We start from the raw sequence: 16,781 nt of genomic DNA on the forward strand, positions 1-16,781 counted from the left end.
TTTTAAGCAAGCTCCAATGTTCCGGCCGCAACCAAGAAGCACCCAGAATGAGTAAACGCAGTGTTTCTTTTTTCGAGTTTGAGCAAGTCACCCAAGAACTATCAGGACAGCAAGTCTGGCGTAGTCGGGCCGGCTCAGGCACAGGTTCCATTTTCACAATGGAGTTCAGACCCACACTGAAAACTGATAAGCCCCAAAGCGAATTTTCCCTAATGGTTTACTGTGCTTGGCGAATTGTCGAAGCCGGACGCATCATCTGCACATGGCATGAGGATGCCGATAATAACATCGCTCCTGCACTAAAAACTCTGGAAGGCACTCCTGTCACCAAAGCAATTCTTACGGAGTGGGGCGATTTAACGATTGATTTCTTGAATGGTCGCTCTCTGCATGTCTGGAACGACGCCCCATTCAAAGACGGCGACAGTTGGTTTGTCGGCTACTCAGGCTTGGGATATTATTCGGTGTCAACCCGAAACGCTTTTTTCTACGAGCTTGAGGATTATTAACCCACCCCGTACTACCGCAGCTTCCTTAAATCCAGCACAAACCCCTTCAGCACGTCCTCGCCCAAAAGCTCCCGCTCAAAGCCCTGCACGGTTTCATAGCCAGTCTGCCCGGCGCGGAAGATGTAGGTTGTTTCATCATCGCAGGAAAGCAACCACCCCAGCGCGGTGCCATTGGCGCGGTATTCTTCCATCTTGGCCAGCAGCACTTTCAACGAGTCCGTTTTGGACCGTAGCTCCACCACAAACGGCGGGCAGATGCGGGCAAACTTGCCCTGCTGCTCCGGACCCAGGGCGTTCCACTGCGCGGCCGGCACCCACGAGGCATCGGGCGAGCGCACGGCCCCGTTGGGCAGTGTGAAGCCCGCGTTGGAATCGAATATCTCGCCGGCTTCAGGGTGCAGATTCCACCAGGCATACAGTTGACCAATGAGCCGGGCATTGCGCTTGCCGGTGAGCGAGAAGGTGGGAGCCATAATGAGGATTTCTTGCTGCGCGTTGCGCTCGATGCGCCACTTGCGGTGCTGCTGGCAGAAGTCGAAAAACTCGTCCTCGCTCATGCGGCTCATGTAAGGGTCGTCCAACACCAGGGGTTCGTCGGCAAAGAGCGGGTTCATGGCAAATCAGAAAACAGGTGGGTTACTAAGGTACGAAAAACGCCCCGGCGGGGTGGCCGGGGCGCTCTGAGTTAGCTAGGGCAACGGTCGGAGACCTATTGGTTCTCGATGGCCTTCATGCCGGCCTCGGCCACCGCGTGGTCGTCCTCCACGGTGCTGCCCGACACGCCGATGGCGCCGATAACGTGGCCGTCGGCATCCTTAATCGGAATGCCGCCGGGGAAACTGATGAGGCCGCCATTGGAGTGCTCGATGCCGAAAAGCGGGCCGCCGGGCTGCGAGAGGCCGCCAATCGCACCAGTAGGCATATCAAAGTAGCGGGCCGTTTTAGCCTTTTTAATCGAGATGTCGAGCGAGCCCAGCCAGGCGTCATCCATGCGGATGAAGGCCGTGAGGTTGGCCCCGGCATCCACCACGGCAATGTTCATTTTAACCCCTAGGTCGAGGGATTTTGTGTGGGCCGCTTGGATGGCCGCTTGGGCTTGTTGCAGGGTAATTCCCATAAAAAGAGGTGTTCTGGGTGTAGTAAAAGTAAGCTCGGCAGAAACTGCTGGTAAGCTGATAAGTTGTTTGGACCTTATTTGGTTGGCTTCACTTGCTGTATTACTACCTTATTGTCTCTTTTTAATCAGTGAAAAACGGGTCAAGTACACTGCTTTCAGCTGCAGCGCCCACAAAAAAAGCCCTGGCTGGCCGGGGCTTTTTTACTGATTGCAGGCTAACTAAAAGCTATTGGCGGACTCAGCGCCAGCCGCCACACCACCGCGAGCACCACGGCCAGCCCAATTATTCCCCAGGCCATTCGCGTTGCCTGCGGCCGTTTCACGGTATCCGAAAAAACCTCATTCATGCAGGCAAGCCCCATTGGGATAAGTAAAAGCGCCATCATTGCCAGGTGCAGGGCTTCCTGGATAGTCAGGTAGGGCATTTTCAGGAGCATGATAAACAAGCTACCAGCCAGCCATGGTGCCGCCAGGGTGCTCACCACCATTTTCTGGCGGTTGGAGTAGCGCATCACTGTTTTCGAATCGTGGGCCTGCAAAAAGGCAATGGCGCCGAAGTAGCCCAGACTCAGTTGTACCAGTCCGGCCAGCAGGGCCATCACCACGTTCACCACGTTGCCCATGCGAAACAGCCAGTCGAATACGTACCAGGAGCCTGAATGCGTAAACGTGTCGGCTAGCAAGGCCCCAAAAACGGCGTTGCATGCATGAAATGCAATCCAGAGCAGCAGGAGCTTGCGTTGCCCCCGGCTTGCCCGCTCGCTGCGCCAGTACCAGCGAAATACCACCAGCCCCAGCACCAGGCAGGCCAGGGGCCCAATCCCGTACACCGTCACTACTGCCGTGCGCCACCACTCGTTGTCGCTTAGGGTGTACACAACCCGGCTCGGGTTCCAGAGGCCGCGCAAATGAAAGTGGCGCGAGGCCAGCACTTTCACACTTTCGTGCAGGGCCCACACCAGGTAGTACGCCAGCACATAAAGCCCCGTGCCGTTGAGGGCCGAAACGACGAACTTATTTTTTTCGGCCTCGGCCGTCTGCGGTGATAACGTAGAAGTTTTCGGCTCCATAGGCGCAGCTTAGGGAAATAATAAAGGGGAATTGGCAAAACTAAGCACTTGGGCCCAGATGCCCGCTTTCTCTACTGGCCCCGCGCGCCGCCTGGCGGCTGGCTTTTGCGCCCCGTAGTTCGTACCTTCGCCCTCTGAAAAACCGCCCTCTGTGAAGAATATCCGCAACTTTTGCATCATTGCCCACATCGACCACGGCAAAAGCACCCTGGCCGACCGCCTGCTGGAGTTTACCAGCACGGTGGCCAAGCGCGACATGCAGGCCCAGCTGCTCGACAACATGGACCTCGAGCGCGAGCGGGGCATCACCATCAAGAGCCACGCCATTCAGATGCAGTACCCCTACAAAGGGGAAATCTATACGCTGAACCTGATTGACACGCCTGGCCACGTCGACTTTAGCTACGAAGTAAGCCGCAGCATTGCGGCCTGCGAAGGTGCCCTGCTCATCGTGGATGCCTCCCAGGGCATCGAAGCCCAAACGATTTCCAACCTGTACCTCGCCATCGGTGCCGACCTGGAAATCATTCCGGTGCTTAACAAAATCGACCTCCCGCACGCCATGCCGGAGGAAGTAACCGATGAAATCGTGGACCTTATCGGCTGTAAGGCGGAAGACATCATTCACGCCTCGGGCAAGGCTGGTATCGGCATCGAAGCCATTCTGAACGCCATTATTGAGCGCGTACCCGCGCCGAAAGGTGACCCGGATGGCCCGCTGCAGGCCCTGATTTTTGACTCCGTCTTCAATTCCTACCGCGGTATCGAAGTTCTGTTTCGCATCAAAAACGGGGTGATGAAAAAGGGCGACAAGCTCCGTTTCATGGCCACCGGCAAAGAATACGGCGCCGACGAAATCGGTATTCTGGGCCTGAACCAGGAGCCGCGCACCGAAATGCACGCCGGCAACGTGGGCTACCTCATCTCGGGCATCAAAGAAGCCCGCGAAGTGAAGGTAGGCGACACCATTACCCACGTGCACCGCCCCACCCCCGAAGCCATCCAGGGCTTTGCTGATGTGAAACCTATGGTGTTTGCCGGCATTTACCCCGTCGACACCACCGAATACGAAGAGCTGCGCTCCAGCATGGAGAAGCTGCAGCTCAATGATGCCTCGCTGGTGTGGGAACCCGAAACTTCGGTCGCGCTGGGCTTCGGTTTCCGTTGCGGTTTCCTGGGCATGCTGCACATGGAAATTGTGCAGGAGCGCCTCGAGCGCGAGTTCAACATGACGGTCATCACCACGGTGCCCAGCGTGCAGTTCCACGCCACCGGCACCAAAGACCAGCTGCTGACCATCAACGCGCCGAGCGAAATGCCCGAGCCGAACCTGATTAAGAGCATCGAGGAACCCTACATCAAAGCCCAAATTATTACGGCTTCGGAGTACGTCGGCGCCATCATCACGCTGTGCATGGATAAGCGCGGCATCATCAAGGGCCAAAGCTACTTGACTTCCGAGCGGGTGGAGATGAGCTTTGAGCTGCCGCTGTCTGAAATCGTGTTCGACTTCTTCGACAAGCTCAAATCCATCAGCCGCGGTTATGCCTCGCTCGACTACGAGCTGATTGGTTTCCGCGAGTCCGACATGGTAAAGCTCGACGTGATGCTGAACGGCGAGAAGGTGGATGCGCTATCGGCCATTGTGCACCGCTCCAAGAGCTACGAGTGGGGCAAGCGCCTCTGCGAGAAGCTGCGCGAGCTGCTACCCCGCCAAATGTTCGACATCGCCATTCAGGCTTCTATCGGGCAGAAAATCATCGCCCGCGAAACCGTAAAGGCCCTGCGCAAGAACGTAATCGCCAAGTGCTACGGCGGCGACATCTCGCGCAAGCGCAAGCTCCTCGAGAAACAGAAAGAAGGCAAAAAACGGATGCGTTCCGTGGGCTCGGTCGAAATCCCACAGGAAGCATTTCTAGCTGTGTTGAAAATCGATTAATGAAAAGGGCCGCTCTCCATATGGAAAGCGGCCCTTTTCATTACTGCTTCACTGTTGCAATAACCCGTTTGTTATGAGTTGGCTGCGCCAAAAGGATTTGCAAAGGCTGCACTGCCAACGCCTTCAACAGGCCCCACGTAGCGGGCGCTGCCCAGCCCAAGGTACAAAGGCCAGAAAAATACGCTGAGAATCAATTCGCCGGTTTCGCGCTTGCCAAAAGACTTACCCAAGCTGATGTACAGCGTGATAATGAAGTAAATGTTGACAAGTGGAATGAACCACAACAAAAGCTTAATAGCCTCGCGGCCCACAATCTCATGCAGCACCACCAAATTGTAAATTGGAACCAGCATTGCCCAGCCGGGCTTGCCGGCTTTTTCGAAGGTCTTCCAGCCGCCGTAGATGATGGCACCAAGGAAGGCAAAATAGGCTAGGCCGAAGATTAGGCTAAATAAGCCGCCGAAGAAACTGCCAAGCAGCATGATTAATTGACTCTGCATAAGGGAAAATGTTTGGTAAATGTGGAGTTTTCGCTTGCAATATAGGAACTTTTTAATTGTGCTTTTTTTGAATCTTCACAAATTACCCTTTTACTATGAATCCAGCTGTAGCATCCAGCACTACCAACCTCATCGACGGCAAGCAGACTGCTGAAGACATCAAAGTTGAAATCGCGGCCGAAGTGGCCAAGCTGAAAGCCGCGGGCCTGAAGGTGCCGCACCTCGCCGCTATTCTCGTGGGCCACGATGGCGGCTCCGAAACCTATGTGCGAAACAAGGTGCTGGCCTGTGAGCGGGTAGGGTTCGCCTCCACACTGCTTCGGTTTGAGGACGACATCACCGAAGCAGAATTGCTGGCCCGGGTCGACGACCTGAACCAGGATGCTGAAATCGATGGCTTCATCGTACAGTTACCGCTGCCCAAACACATCAACCCGGAAAAGGTCATCGAAGCTATTCGCCCCGAAAAGGATGTCGACGGATTTCATCCCATGAACATTGGCCGCATGGTGGCGGGCCTGCCCGCGTTGTTGCCCGCCACGCCCTCGGGAATCGTGGAGCTGCTTAGTCGCCAGGGCATCAAAACCAGCGGCAAGCATGCGGTGGTAATTGGCCGGTCTAATATTGTGGGTACGCCGGTTAGTATATTGCTGGCTAAGAATTTGGATACGGCTAACTGCACGGTTACTTTATGTCATTCGCGCACCGAAAACCTGGCTGAAATCTGCCGGACGGCCGACATCGTGGTAGCGGCCATTGGCCGGCCCGAGTTTGTAACCGCCGACATGGTGCGGCCCGGCGCAGTAGTCATCGACGTGGGCACGACCCGCGTGGCCGACGCCTCCAAGAAAAGTGGCTACACCTTAAAAGGCGATGTGAATTTTGCCGAGGTAGCGCCGCTGGCTTCGGCTATCACACCGGTGCCGGGCGGGGTGGGCCCAATGACCATTGCCATGCTACTGCTCAACACGCTGCGGGCGGCCAAGGGCGAAATCTATCCCCGGGCAGTGAACTGATTTTTTGGAATATTTGGTTAAGCTGTCCCAGTGCTGTACTTTTAAGTCCGGCACTGGGAACAGCTTGTCCTGTTGCCGGCGTTATGGATGCTACGCTTCCTGACGCCTTTTTTTATTAGTGCACGTGACGTTACAATCTTCTGAAATTATTGCACCTTTTGGTGAAGCAGCCGTGCCAGCGTTGGGCACGACCCTGCCCGTTATGGAGCAGTTTTACACCATTCAGGGTGAGGGGTATAACACTGGAAAGGCGGCCTATTTCATTCGGCTGGGTGGCTGCGATGTAGGCTGCGTGTGGTGCGACGTAAAGGAATCGTGGGATGCCGCTGCGCACCCCCGCCAAACGGTGGACCAGCTGGTGGGGGCGGTGCTGGAGTACCCCGGGCGCGACGTGGTAATAACCGGTGGCGAACCCCTTATGCACAACTTGGGCCCGCTCACAGCAGCGCTGCAAGCCGCAGGCTGCCGAACCTGGCTCGAAACCTCGGGGGCGCATTCATTATCTGGCACTTGGGACTGGATATGTCTTTCTCCCAAAAAATTCAAGGCCCCGCTACCCGACGTGCTTGCCGCCGCCCACGAGTTGAAAGTGGTGGTGTATAACCGGCACGATTTTACCTGGGCAGAAGAGCACGCGGCCCTGGTTACAGCCTTCACCCGCCTCTACCTGCAGCCTGAGTGGAGCCGCGCTACGCAGATGACTCCTGAGCTTGTCGAATACGTGAAAGCACATCCACGTTGGCAGGTATCGTTGCAGACTCACAAATACTTGGACATTCCGTAGTTTACCCTATGCGCCGCTTTTCAGTGTTGGGGGCTTTGCGCCTCGGAGTGATGTGTCTGCTGAGTGCTGCCACGGCCGAAACGGCCTGGGGCCAGTTGCCGCCCAAAGTGCCGACTCCGACCAACACCAAAGCCCGCGGCCTGCTGGAGAAAGCGCAGGGACACGTGAAAGAGCGCGACTTCGTGAAGGCCGTGGAGGTGCTTACGCAGCTCAACCAGAAATTCCCCTCCTTTGGTGATGCGTACCTGTTAAAAGGTTCGTTGCTCAAAGCTATGGGCGATAATCGCGGGGCAATGGCGGCTTACCGCGACGGCCTTGGCAAAGTGCCGCTCGACGGTGCCCATGCTTCCGAATATCAGTTAGTCGGCGACCTGGCCCTGAGTTACGGCGACTATCAAACGGCCCTCGATTCCTACCGGCAGCTGATGAAGGTGGCGCCCAAGGCGCAGAAGAACCTTGCCAAATCGCAGCGCCAGCTGCTTACCTGCGAGTTTGCCCTCGAAGCCCTGAAACACCCGGTGGGTGAAGCGCCGGTGCGCCTGCCCGCCCCGCTTAATACCTTCAAGTTTCAGTATTTCCCCGACCTGACGGCTGACAACCGCTTCCTGCTATTTACAGGCCGGCCAGCGGCCAGCAGCGGCGAAGACCTGTATGTAAGCCGCCAGAACAAAGATGGCAGCATGGGCGAGCCCCAGCCCATTTCACCCGCCATCAATTCGAGTTACAACGAAGGCGCCGGTTCAATTTCGGGCGACGGCAAAACCCTCGTTTTCGCCTCCTGTGACCGGCCCAAGGCCATTGGCAACTGCGACTTATACATCTCGCGCCGCACCGGCAACAACTGGAGCTTCCCGCTCAACCTTGGGCTGAATGTGAATTCGACGGAGTGGGACTCGCAGCCCTCCCTATCCGCCGACGGGCGGACGCTCTACTTCACCTCAACGCGGCGCGGTGGGCAGGGCCAGGAAGACATTTACATGACCACCCTGCAGCCCGATGGCAACTGGAGCCCCGCCCAAAACGTGGGCACGCCGGTAAATACCCCGGGCAAGGACATGGCTCCGTTCATTCACGCCAGCGGCACCACGCTATACTACGTCACCGATGGCCTTGTTGGAATGGGCGGGCTCGATGTGTTCCGCTGCGAAAAGACAATTGCTGGCACTTGGAGCCTCCCCACAAACCTTGGGTATCCGCTCAACACGTTTGAAAACGAAGCTTCGTTGTTTATTACTTCGGATAACCTGAAGGGATTCTGCTCGCGCAGCCGCGCCAGTGAGGAGCCGGCTGGTGGCTACCGACTGGCCCGTGAGCGCCCCGTTGAGCTATTCGGTTTTCCGGTGCCGCCGCCCGTGAAGGCACGGGAAACCAGCACGTATACGCAAGGCCGGGTCTTTGATGCCAACACCAAAAAACCGCTTAAGGCCGAGGTGAAGCTATACGACCTCGACACCGATGTACTGACGCAGTTCGTGACTTCCGACCCGGAGTATGGCGACTACACCGTGGTGTTGAACGAAGGCCACCACTACGCCATGTATGCGGCAGCCGATAAATACTTGCTTAAAAGCCTGAGCTTCGATTACAGCAGTCAGCACGCTTTTAACCCGACGGCGCTCGATATTTATCTGGAGCCGGTGCGTTCGGGCCGTAGTGTGGTGCTCAACAACCTGTTTTTCGACACGAACAAGTACGAACTCAAGCCACAGTCGCGCACCGAGCTGAATCGTCTCATTGAGTTTATGCGCCAGTACCGCGACGTGCAGATTGAAGTATCGGGCTACACCGATAACGTAGGCTCGCCCGAGTCGAATCAGCAGCTTTCGCAGCGCCGGGCGCAGTCGGTGGTCGATTACCTTTCCGGGCACGGCATCTCCGCCAACCGTCTGCGCTCGCGTGGCTACGGCGAAACGCACGCGCTGGCAGCTAACGATACCGAGGCACATCGGCAGATGAACCGCCGAATCGAACTGCATATTTTATAAGGCTGCGCCGTTTGTGCGGCTTCAGAACTACGGCCAACACTGCTGCGGCGGGTTCAGACGGCAATTGCCGCCTGAACCCGCCGTTTTTGCTCGTATTGCTGGCAGGCAATTGCCCATGCTAAGTTTATTCCGGGCATTTTTCGTGTAACACAGCCAATTAAAGTAATGCTCTAAATGAAGTGCAGGTGGGGTCATAAAGCCGCATTTTACTTAAAGCAAGGCTTTAAGTAAGTGAAAATATAGTTGGATTTTGCCGGTGAAAATATATGGCTTGCCCGTTGGCGAGCACTTTTTTTGTTTAACTGTCCGCTTTTTTTGCAAATTCTAACTAATATAAAATCAGATAGTTATAAGGGTTTAGGAAAACGGGCTGGTGAAAAAAGTGCCAAAAAAAATATTTTTCGTTCAAATAGAAATTTTGTCTACGTTTGGATTGGTCAAACACACCAACTCTGGCTACTCAACGCATTAATCCATCTTCACCCCCAATTCCATGAAAAATCTGTTTCTGGCAACTTGCATCGCCGCGGGTGTTACTGTTACCCCGGTCGCCATGGCTGGCCCCGGCGAAGGCGCTTACTCATCGGCTATGATGAGCCGCGCTACCACACTCACCCGGGCCCTTGCGCAGCACATTCCTTTCAACGAAGCCCAATACCTGGCCGTGAAGCAGCTGCACCTGCAGATGCTAACCGAGCGCCGCGACCTGGAAATCATCCTTAACGGAGCCAGCGCCGAGGAGCGCGACAACCAGCTAGCCGTTGCCCAGCAGCGCTACGAAACCGAGCTGAGCCAACTGCTCCAGCCCCAGCAGCTGGTGGCCTACCAAAACCTGCGCACCAGTTTCACCGCGCACCGCCTGAAATAGGGGAGGAGCCGGTACCGGCCTGACACGAAAAAGCCCGCTTTGCAGAGCGGGCTTTTTGTTTGCCTTAAAACCAAGCAGAAAATCTAGCGGGCCTCAATACCCTTATAGTCGCGCTCCAGTTCGCCGGTGTAAATCTGGCGGGGACGGCCGATGGGCTCTTTGTTCTCGCGCATCTCTTTCCACTGGGCAATCCAGCCGGGCAGGCGGCCCAGGGCAAACATCACTGTGAACATCTCAGTAGGGATGCCCAGGGCCTTGTAGATGATGCCCGAGTAGAAGTCCACGTTCGGGTACAGCTTGCGTTCGATGAAGTACTGGTCGGTAAGGGCTGCTTGCTCCAGCTCCTGCGCAATTTTCAGCAATGGGCTGTCCTGCATGCCCAGGGCCTGCAACACCTCGTCGGCGGCCACTTTGATGATTTTGGCGCGCGGGTCGAAGTTCTTGTACACGCGGTGGCCGAAGCCCATAAGGCGGAACGGGTCGTTCTTGTCCTTGGCTTTGTTGATGAACTTGCTGGTATCGCCGCCGTCAGCCGCGATGGCTTCCAGCATCTCGATAACTTCCTGGTTGGCGCCGCCATGCAGCGGACCCCACAGGGCGTTGATGCCAGCCGACACCGAGCCGTAAAGGCTGGCATTGGCTGAGCCCACCAGGCGCACCGTGCTGGTGGAGCAGTTCTGCTCGTGGTCGGCGTGCAGGATGAGCAGTTTGTTGAGGGCGCTAACCACTACCGGGTTGATTTCATACTTCTCGGTGGGGAAGCTGAACATCATGTAGAGGAAGTTCGCGCAATAGTCCATGTCGTTGCGCGGGTAATTCAACGGATGGCCCATGTTGTTCTTATAGGTCCAGGCCGCGATGGTTGGCATCTTCGCCAGCAGGCGAATGATATTAAGCTCCATCTCCTCGGGGCTGAGGTCAGGCGACACGCTCTGCGGGTAAAAGCCCGTGAGGGCGCAGATGAGCGACGACAGGATGGCCATAGGGTGCGTAGCCGACGGGAAGCCGTCGAAAATCTTGCGCATGTCCTCGTGCACCAGCGTGTGCTTGGTAATTTGGCCGTTGAAGTGGTCGAGCTCGGCCTGGGTGGGCAACGCCCCGTATATCAGCAGGTAAGCTACTTCCAGAAAGCTCGACTTTTCGGCCAGCTGCTCGATGGGGTAGCCGCGATAGCGCAGGATGCCCTCCTCGCCGTCGAGGAAAGTGATGGCGCTTTTGGTGGCACCGGTGTTCTTATAGCCCGAATCGAGGGTGACGTAGCCGGTCTGGTCGCGCAGCTTGCCAATGTCGAATGCTTTTTCGTGTTCGGTACCTTCGATGACGGGCAAGGTGATGGACTTGCCGTCGAGGATGAGTTCAGCAGTTTCTGCCATGGGCGGGAGGGGTGAGGAGATTTAGGGTGCGAAACTACGCCACAGGTTGTAAGCCGGGAAATTTTTTCGGCCCCGGTGGCTACTGGCTTTACACCCAAAGCAGCCCCGAGGTTTCCAAAAACCATGCAAATGCCCGTTTGTTCGTCTTTGAGAACGATTGCGAAGATTTTAGGGCAGAGGTACAGCAGTTAACAACTTGGGCCACTATTTACCAATACAGAACTGCGTGAAAATGCTGGTGAGCAAATCTTCCGAGGATATTTCGCCGGTTATTTCGCCCAGTGCCGCCAGGGCATGGCGCAAGTCGGCGGCTAGTAGTTCGGTGCCCCGACCGGTGTCGAGCCCCGTTTGGACAGCCGCGAGGTGGGCAGCAGCCGTTTCTAGCGCGCGGGCGTGGCGCACGTTGGTGACGATGGTAGCGGAAGCATTGTTTTCGAGCGCAGAGCCCCGCACGCGATGCACCAGGGCCGCCTGCAATGCTTCGAGCCCCTGGCCCTGACTTGCTGCCAGCAGCACCAGCGGTATGTCCGGGGCTTGGCCGAATTTTTCCAGTCGAAACGCACTTTCAAAAGCGGCCAGCGCTTCGGGAGAAACCAAGTCGGTTTTATTGCCCACGGCCAGCACAGGCAAATGCAGCCCTTCCGTCAAGGCCGCGATTTCGGCGCGCACCTGGTTCGGAGACAGCTCCGCCAAATCAAACAAATAGAGCAGCATGGCCGCCTGCCGCACACGCTGCCGGGTGCGTGCCACCCCAATGGCTTCCACTTCATCGGCGGTGTCCTCGCGCAGGCCGGCGGTGTCCACGAAACGAAACCGCAGGCCGTCGATGCTCACTTCATCTTCGATAAAGTCGCGGGTGGTACCGGGAATGGCCGAGACAATGGCGCGCTCCTCGCGCAGCAGGGCATTGAGAAGAGTGGATTTGCCGGCATTAGGATGGCCAGCAATGACGGTGGTGATGCCGTTTTTGATGACGTTGCCCAGCTCAAAGGAGCGGAGCAACCCCAACACCACGCCGCAGACTTCGGCCAGCAGCGCCGCCAGGCCGGTGCGGTCGGCAAATTCCACGTCTTCTTCGCCGAAATCCAACTCTAGCTCCAGCAACGCCGCAAACTTGATGAGGCGGGCACGCAACTCGCGCAGCTCCTGCGAGAAGCCGCCGCGCAACTGGTTCAAGGCAACTTTATGACTGAGCGCGGAGTCGGCGGCGATGAGGTCGGCCACCGCTTCAGCCTGGGCCAGGTCCATGGCCCCGCTGAGGAAGGCGCGCTTGGTGAACTCGCCAGCTTCCGCCAAGCGCGCACCGTGGCGCAGGAGCAGGGCCAGCACTTGCCGCACCACGTAGTCGGAGCCGTGGCAGCTGATTTCGACTACATCTTCGCGGGTGAAAGACTTCGGGGCGCGGAAGAGGCCGACCACCACTTCGTCGAGGATGTCGCCGCCGTTGGGGTCGCGCAGGGTACCGTAGTGCAGGGTATTGGCAGCCGCTTCGGCGAAGCTCTTCTTGGAAAACACAGCCGCTGTAATGGCAACTGCGGCAGACCCGGAAAGCCGGACGACGGCCAGCGCGCCCGCGCCCGGCGGGGTCGACAGCGCGACGATGGTATCGGAGAAAAGAGTCGTCATGCCGTTACAAACAGGTTGCGGCTCACCTCGGCTGAGATAAGAGCAGTGCGCTCGCGGTTTATGCTGAGCTCAAATGAATTATCAAACGTTACCTTGTCCAGTACTTCAACTACGGCACCAAGCTGCAGACCCACTTTGTCGAGGTATTGGAGGAAGGGAGCGGAGGTATTTTTAACGGCCGCGAGGGTGCCGAACTCGCCTTTGCAGAGGTCGGCCAGCAGGCGGTGGGCGGGCCGGCGAATGGCCCCGTCTTCGGCCGGAATGGGGTCGCCGTGCGGGTCGAGGGCGGGGTGGCCCAGGAAGGCATCGAGCCGGCGCATGAGCAGCGGCGACTGCACGTGTTCGAGCTCTTCGGCCACCTCGTGCACCTCATCCCAACTGAAACCGAGCTGCTGCACCAGGAAAACTTCCCACAACCGGTGCTTGCGAATGGTGAGCAAGGCCAGCCGCTGGCCTTCGGCCGTGAGCTGCACGCCGCGGTACTTCTCGTAATTCAGCAAGCCCTTTTCGGCCAGGCGGCGCAGCATATCCGTCACGGAAGCGGCGCGGGTAGCCAGCGCGGCGGCAATGCGGTTGGTGCTCACGCCGGTGTTGTCCGGCTCGGCTTCGGCCAGCTTGAAAATGGCTTTGAGGTAATTCTCCTCGGTGTGGCTGGGCAGTTTGGCGGGAGGCGCGCTGGATGGGATGTCGCTCATGCGGGACGGTCTGGCATGGTAAGGCCAGTACAAAGCTGCATCAAAATCGAATGCACGCTTGGTACTGGCCCCCTAATGCACATCATTCAATACTTAAAACTTCAGCAGAGCCGAGGCCCAGGTGAAGCCCGAGCCAAATGCAGCCAGGCACACGAGGTCGCCGCGCTTGATTTTACCTTCCTGCACGGCTTCGCTGAAGGCCAGGGGCACCGAAGCGGCGGTGGTGTTGCCATAGCGCTGGATGTTGCTGTACACCTTGTCGTCGCCGAGGCCCATTTTCTGCTGCACATACTGGGTGATGCGCAGGTTGGCCTGGTGCGGGATGAGCATGTCGATTTCGGAAGCCTGCAGGCCGTTTTGGTCCAGCGCCTCCTTGATAACCTGTGGAAAGCGCACCACAGCGTGCTTGAACACGTTTTGGCCGTTCATGTAGGGGTAAAGCTCGGCCTGGTTGGCTACAATGTATTCCACCCGGTTGTTGCGGTTGGAACTGGGCTCTTTTACGATGAGCTCCTCGGCGTGTTCGCCCTGGGCGTGCAGGTGGGTGCTGAGAATGGCCTGGTTTTCGGATGGGCTTGGGCGCAGCACCATGGCGCCGGCACCATCGCCAAAAATAACGGCCACGCCGCGGCCTTCGGGCGATTTATCGAGGCCGGAGGAATGAATCTCTGAGCCTACCACCAGCACCGTGTCGTACATGCCAGTCCGGATAAACTGGTCGGCCACCGAGAGGGCGTAGACGAAGCCCGAGCACTGGTTGCGCACGTCGAGGGCGGGGCAGTTGTTGGTTATGCCCAATTCGCGCTGCATGAGCACCCCGGAGCCGGGGAAAAAGTAGTCGGGCGAAAGTGTGGCAAACACAATCATCTGCACGTCGTTGGCTTCCACGCCGGCCATTTCGAGGGCCTTGCGGGCCGCGTTAGCCCCCATGTTGGCGGTAGTGTCCTTGCCCTCCTCGAACCAGCGACGCTCTTGAATGCCGGTGCGCTCCTGAATCCAGGCATCGGAGGTGTTCATCATCGGCTCCAGCTCGGCGTTTTTAACAACCCGGCTGGGCACGTAGTGGCCGACCCCGGCGATGAATGAGTGACGTAAAGTTGCCATGAATGGTGGGAGGGAAAAAGTTGGGCTAGAGGAGAAAGAGCAGCCGCAAAGGCGGCAATAAATCGGGTGGAATTACTACGTGCTGCGGGCAATTTGGGGCGCAAAGGTGGCAGGTTAAATGACAGATTCCAGCAAATGCCACAATTTTTTGCCTTCGCCAGCCCACCGCACATCAGTAGGAATGCCGTTGGGATAGAAAGAGTGACCTTGCAGCTGCGCCACCAGCGCGGGTCCGTCCACGGGCTGGCCAAAGTCAACGGGCAGGCCGGCTCCGTGGGACTCCAGCAGCTCCAGCCACAGCGGGTTGGGCGTGGAGAGGACCGGCAGCCCGTGGGCCAGGTACTCAAACAGCTTGGTGGGGCGGCAGCGTTCCGTGCTGGGGTGCGGCCGGTAGGGCAATAGTCCCAGGTGGCTGCGGCCAATTTCGGCCACAATGCGGGCGTGGGCCACCAGCTCAGCCCCGCCGATGAGTGTTAGCCAGTCGGGGTTTTCAGCGGCCTTTTCCTTCAACTGCTGTAGTAATACTGGCTGCTGGCAGAAACCGATGATGGTGAGCTGTGCCCTGCCAGGCCAAGCCGCCCGGAGTTGGCCGGCTAGGGCAACGGCTTCCCACACCCCGTTGAGCTCCGAAATGGTGCCGGAATACAGCAGGCGCAGGAGTTCGTGCGGGGCTGGCAGGGCCAGGGGAAGCTGGCGCAGCTTTTCATCAGGCTGGGGCTGGTACTTGTTTTCGAGTACCACCACTCGGCCCGGCGGCAACTGGGTCAGAAATGGCAACTCGGCCGCGTAGCTGATTTCGGCCAGAATGAGGCCGGCCGCGTGGCCGGCAGCCAGGGTTTCGACCCACTGCAGCCCGGCCGCCAGCCAGCGGCGCGTAAGGCCCTGGTACACGTGCTGCGTCGAAACATTAAGAGCGTAGTTTTCGCGGATGTCGTAGAGAAATTTTCGGCCCCGGCCCAGCGCCTGCCAGAGCAGCGTGAGGGTCAGCAGTTCTGGGGCGTGCACGATAACCAGATTCGGCTTCAGCTGCCGCAACAGCTGCCAGTAGCGCCATTGCGCAGTTAGCCGGTTCAGGCTGAGCCTGCCTCCCGTGAAAATGGGATGGAGGGCAATTTTCTCCTGCTTAACGCTTGCTTCCGATGAGGCACGCCCGGCTATGTGCACCTGCATCCCGGTTCTGCCCGCCAGCGTGCCGGCAAACTTGCCCCGCATACGGGTATCGTCCACGGGCTTCAATACCGAAGCCAGCAGAATAACGAATTGAGACGGACCAGAGCCAAACACGCCTCAAAGATGGTAGTTTTGCTGATTCCAAGCGGTGCGGGCCTTACCCGGCGGCTTTTCTAATATATTCATTTCGCCTCCTCACATGGCTGACCTGCAAACTCAAATTGAAGCCGCCTGGGCCGACCGCGCCCTGCTCCAAGCCCCCGAAACCAAAGCTGCCATCGAGCACGTCATCGAAGAGCTCGACAAAGGCCGCTTGCGCGTGGCCACGCCGCCCACCGAAGACGGCGGCGAGTGGACCATCAACGAGTGGGTGAAGAAGGCCGTGATTCTCTACTTCCCCATCCGCCAGATGAGCACCCAGGAAGTCGGCCCCTTCGAGTTCCACGACAAAATGGCCCTTAAAACCGACTATGCCGGCCAGCAGGTGCGCGTGGTGCCGCCCGCTGTGGCTCGCTACGGCGCGTTTCTGGCCCCTGGCGTCATCCTCATGCCCAGCTACACCAACATCGGGGCCTACGTGGGCGAAGGCACGATGGTGGACACCTGGGCTACCGTGGGCAGCTGCGCCCAAGTCGGCAAAGGCGTGCACCTGAGCGGCGGTGTAGGACTCGGCGGCGTGCTGGAGCCCGTGCAGGCGGCCCCCGTCATCATCGAAGACGGCGCCTTCATCGGCTCGCGCTGCATCCTGGTCGAAGGCTGCCGCATCGGCAAGGAAGCCGTGATTGGCGCGGGCGTCACCATCACCGGCAGCACCAAAATCATCGACGTGACCGGCGCCGAGCCCAAGGAGTACCGCGGCTACGTGCCGCCGCGCTCGGTGGTCATTCCCGGGACCATTCCCAAGCAGTTCCCAGCCGGCGAGTACCAGGTGCCCTGCGCCCTCATTATCGGCCAGCGCAAGCCCAGCACGGACTTGAAAACGTCGCTCAATGATGCGCTACGGGACTTTGGGGTGAGCGTGTAAG

General features: G+C 58.1%; 16 protein-coding genes. 7 read left to right on the forward strand and 9 right to left on the reverse strand.

What is annotated here, in order from left to right; translation table 11 throughout:
• Positions 1 to 47: 47 nt before the first annotated feature.
• Complete coding sequence (locus tag ABD837_RS01750; protein WP_345049553.1) at positions 48 to 509, forward strand: hypothetical protein; 462 nt, start codon at positions 48 to 50, stop codon at positions 507 to 509.
• A gap of 11 nt (positions 510 to 520) precedes the next feature.
• Here ABD837_RS01750 and ABD837_RS01755 read toward each other — a convergent pair whose 3' ends face one another.
• The 3 genes from ABD837_RS01755 to ABD837_RS01765 all read right to left on the reverse strand — a co-directional run bounded on the left by ABD837_RS01755 (position 521) and on the right by ABD837_RS01765 (position 2,696).
• The gene (locus ABD837_RS01755; protein WP_345049555.1) at positions 521 to 1,123 is read right to left on the reverse strand and encodes a Uma2 family endonuclease; all 603 of its coding nucleotides are present in this window, start codon (positions 1,121 to 1,123) and stop codon (positions 521 to 523) included.
• 95 nt (positions 1,124 to 1,218) lie between these two features.
• Positions 1,219 to 1,626 (reverse strand): GlcG/HbpS family heme-binding protein, encoded by a 408-nt coding sequence (locus ABD837_RS01760; protein ID WP_345049559.1) that lies wholly within the window; start codon positions 1,624 to 1,626, stop codon positions 1,219 to 1,221.
• A 215-nt stretch (positions 1,627 to 1,841) separates the two neighbouring features.
• On the reverse strand, positions 1,842 to 2,696 hold the full coding sequence (locus ABD837_RS01765) for a hypothetical protein (RefSeq protein ID WP_345049560.1): 855 nt from the start codon (positions 2,694 to 2,696) through the stop codon (positions 1,842 to 1,844).
• A 151-nt stretch (positions 2,697 to 2,847) separates the two neighbouring features.
• On the opposite strand from ABD837_RS01765, the gene lepA reads away from it, so the two are divergent.
• Positions 2,848 to 4,635 carry a translation elongation factor 4 gene (gene lepA / locus ABD837_RS01770; RefSeq protein WP_345049562.1) on the forward strand — a complete coding sequence of 596 codons (1,788 nt, stop codon included), beginning with the start codon at positions 2,848 to 2,850 and terminating at the stop codon, positions 4,633 to 4,635.
• 71 nt (positions 4,636 to 4,706) lie between these two features.
• Here the strand turns inward: lepA and ABD837_RS01775 are convergent, their stop codons facing one another.
• A complete protein-coding gene (locus ABD837_RS01775) occupies positions 4,707 to 5,135 on the reverse strand; it encodes a DUF5684 domain-containing protein (RefSeq protein WP_345049564.1) in 429 nt (142 codons plus the stop codon).
• A 95-nt stretch (positions 5,136 to 5,230) separates the two neighbouring features.
• On the opposite strand from ABD837_RS01775, the gene ABD837_RS01780 reads away from it, so the two are divergent.
• The 4 genes from ABD837_RS01780 (at position 5,231) to ABD837_RS01795 (ending at position 9,788) form a co-directional block, all read left to right on the forward strand.
• The gene (locus ABD837_RS01780) at positions 5,231 to 6,151 is read left to right on the forward strand and encodes a bifunctional 5,10-methylenetetrahydrofolate dehydrogenase/5,10-methenyltetrahydrofolate cyclohydrolase (RefSeq protein WP_345049567.1); all 921 of its coding nucleotides are present in this window, start codon (positions 5,231 to 5,233) and stop codon (positions 6,149 to 6,151) included.
• A gap of 202 nt (positions 6,152 to 6,353) precedes the next feature.
• Positions 6,354 to 6,935 (forward strand): 7-carboxy-7-deazaguanine synthase QueE, encoded by a 582-nt coding sequence (locus tag ABD837_RS01785; RefSeq protein WP_345049941.1) that lies wholly within the window; start codon positions 6,354 to 6,356, stop codon positions 6,933 to 6,935.
• An 8-nt stretch (positions 6,936 to 6,943) separates the two neighbouring features.
• Positions 6,944 to 8,920 (forward strand): OmpA family protein, encoded by a 1,977-nt coding sequence (locus ABD837_RS01790; RefSeq protein WP_345049569.1) that lies wholly within the window; start codon positions 6,944 to 6,946, stop codon positions 8,918 to 8,920.
• Positions 8,921 to 9,413: 493 nt separating this feature from the next.
• Positions 9,414 to 9,788, forward strand: a complete 375-nt coding sequence (locus ABD837_RS01795) for a hypothetical protein (protein ID WP_345049572.1) — start codon at positions 9,414 to 9,416, stop codon at positions 9,786 to 9,788.
• A gap of 83 nt (positions 9,789 to 9,871) precedes the next feature.
• Here the strand turns inward: ABD837_RS01795 and ABD837_RS01800 are convergent, their stop codons facing one another.
• The 5 genes from ABD837_RS01800 to ABD837_RS01820 form a co-directional block, all read right to left on the reverse strand.
• Positions 9,872 to 11,161 (reverse strand): citrate synthase, encoded by a 1,290-nt coding sequence (locus tag ABD837_RS01800; protein ID WP_345049574.1) that lies wholly within the window; start codon positions 11,159 to 11,161, stop codon positions 9,872 to 9,874.
• 204 nt (positions 11,162 to 11,365) lie between these two features.
• Complete coding sequence (mnmE, locus tag ABD837_RS01805; RefSeq protein WP_345049577.1) at positions 11,366 to 12,787, reverse strand: tRNA uridine-5-carboxymethylaminomethyl(34) synthesis GTPase MnmE; 1,422 nt, start codon at positions 12,785 to 12,787, stop codon at positions 11,366 to 11,368.
• Entirely contained in the window at positions 12,784 to 13,482 is a 699-nt protein-coding gene (locus ABD837_RS01810; RefSeq protein ID WP_425554279.1) for a metal-dependent transcriptional regulator, read from the reverse strand. The genes mnmE and ABD837_RS01810 overlap by 4 nt, the downstream gene beginning before the upstream one ends.
• 93 nt (positions 13,483 to 13,575) lie before the next feature.
• Complete coding sequence (locus ABD837_RS01815; protein ID WP_345049578.1) at positions 13,576 to 14,586, reverse strand: 3-oxoacyl-ACP synthase III family protein; 1,011 nt, start codon at positions 14,584 to 14,586, stop codon at positions 13,576 to 13,578.
• A 114-nt stretch (positions 14,587 to 14,700) separates the two neighbouring features.
• A complete protein-coding gene (locus tag ABD837_RS01820) occupies positions 14,701 to 15,813 on the reverse strand; it encodes a glycosyltransferase (protein WP_345049580.1) in 1,113 nt (370 codons plus the stop codon).
• 142 nt (positions 15,814 to 15,955) lie between these two features.
• Here ABD837_RS01820 and ABD837_RS01825 point away from each other — a divergent pair, with 142 nt between their 5' ends.
• On the forward strand, positions 15,956 to 16,780 hold the full coding sequence (locus ABD837_RS01825; RefSeq protein WP_345049582.1) for a 2,3,4,5-tetrahydropyridine-2,6-dicarboxylate N-succinyltransferase: 825 nt from the start codon (positions 15,956 to 15,958) through the stop codon (positions 16,778 to 16,780).
• The last annotated feature ends 1 nt before the right edge of the window (position 16,781 follow it).

Origin of the sequence: Hymenobacter glaciei (assembly GCF_039539585.1) — a bacterium.
Lineage (GTDB): Bacteria > Bacteroidota > Bacteroidia > Cytophagales > Hymenobacteraceae > Hymenobacter > Hymenobacter glaciei.

What these genes read in the sequence shown, in the direction of transcription:
- ABD837_RS01750 (WP_345049553.1), top strand. Translation starts at nt 48, where the DNA reads ATGAGTAAACGCAGTGTTTCTTTTTTCGAGTTTGAGCAAGTCACCCAA.
- ABD837_RS01755 (WP_345049555.1), bottom strand. Translation starts at nt 1,123, where the DNA reads ATGAACCCGCTCTTTGCCGACGAACCCCTGGTGTTGGACGACCCTTAC.
- ABD837_RS01760 (WP_345049559.1), bottom strand. Translation starts at nt 1,626, where the DNA reads ATGGGAATTACCCTGCAACAAGCCCAAGCGGCCATCCAAGCGGCCCAC.
- ABD837_RS01765 (WP_345049560.1), bottom strand. Translation starts at nt 2,696, where the DNA reads ATGGAGCCGAAAACTTCTACGTTATCACCGCAGACGGCCGAGGCCGAA.
- ABD837_RS01775 (WP_345049564.1), bottom strand. Translation starts at nt 5,135, where the DNA reads ATGCAGAGTCAATTAATCATGCTGCTTGGCAGTTTCTTCGGCGGCTTA.
- ABD837_RS01780 (WP_345049567.1), top strand. Translation starts at nt 5,231, where the DNA reads ATGAATCCAGCTGTAGCATCCAGCACTACCAACCTCATCGACGGCAAG.
- ABD837_RS01785 (WP_345049941.1), top strand. Translation starts at nt 6,354, where the DNA reads ATGGAGCAGTTTTACACCATTCAGGGTGAGGGGTATAACACTGGAAAG.
- ABD837_RS01790 (WP_345049569.1), top strand. Translation starts at nt 6,944, where the DNA reads ATGCGCCGCTTTTCAGTGTTGGGGGCTTTGCGCCTCGGAGTGATGTGT.
- ABD837_RS01795 (WP_345049572.1), top strand. Translation starts at nt 9,414, where the DNA reads ATGAAAAATCTGTTTCTGGCAACTTGCATCGCCGCGGGTGTTACTGTT.
- ABD837_RS01800 (WP_345049574.1), bottom strand. Translation starts at nt 11,161, where the DNA reads ATGGCAGAAACTGCTGAACTCATCCTCGACGGCAAGTCCATCACCTTG.
- mnmE (WP_345049577.1), bottom strand. Translation starts at nt 12,787, where the DNA reads ATGACGACTCTTTTCTCCGATACCATCGTCGCGCTGTCGACCCCGCCG.
- ABD837_RS01810 (WP_425554279.1), bottom strand. Translation starts at nt 13,482, where the DNA reads ATGAGCGACATCCCATCCAGCGCGCCTCCCGCCAAACTGCCCAGCCAC.
- ABD837_RS01815 (WP_345049578.1), bottom strand. Translation starts at nt 14,586, where the DNA reads ATGGCAACTTTACGTCACTCATTCATCGCCGGGGTCGGCCACTACGTG.
- ABD837_RS01825 (WP_345049582.1), top strand. Translation starts at nt 15,956, where the DNA reads ATGGCTGACCTGCAAACTCAAATTGAAGCCGCCTGGGCCGACCGCGCC.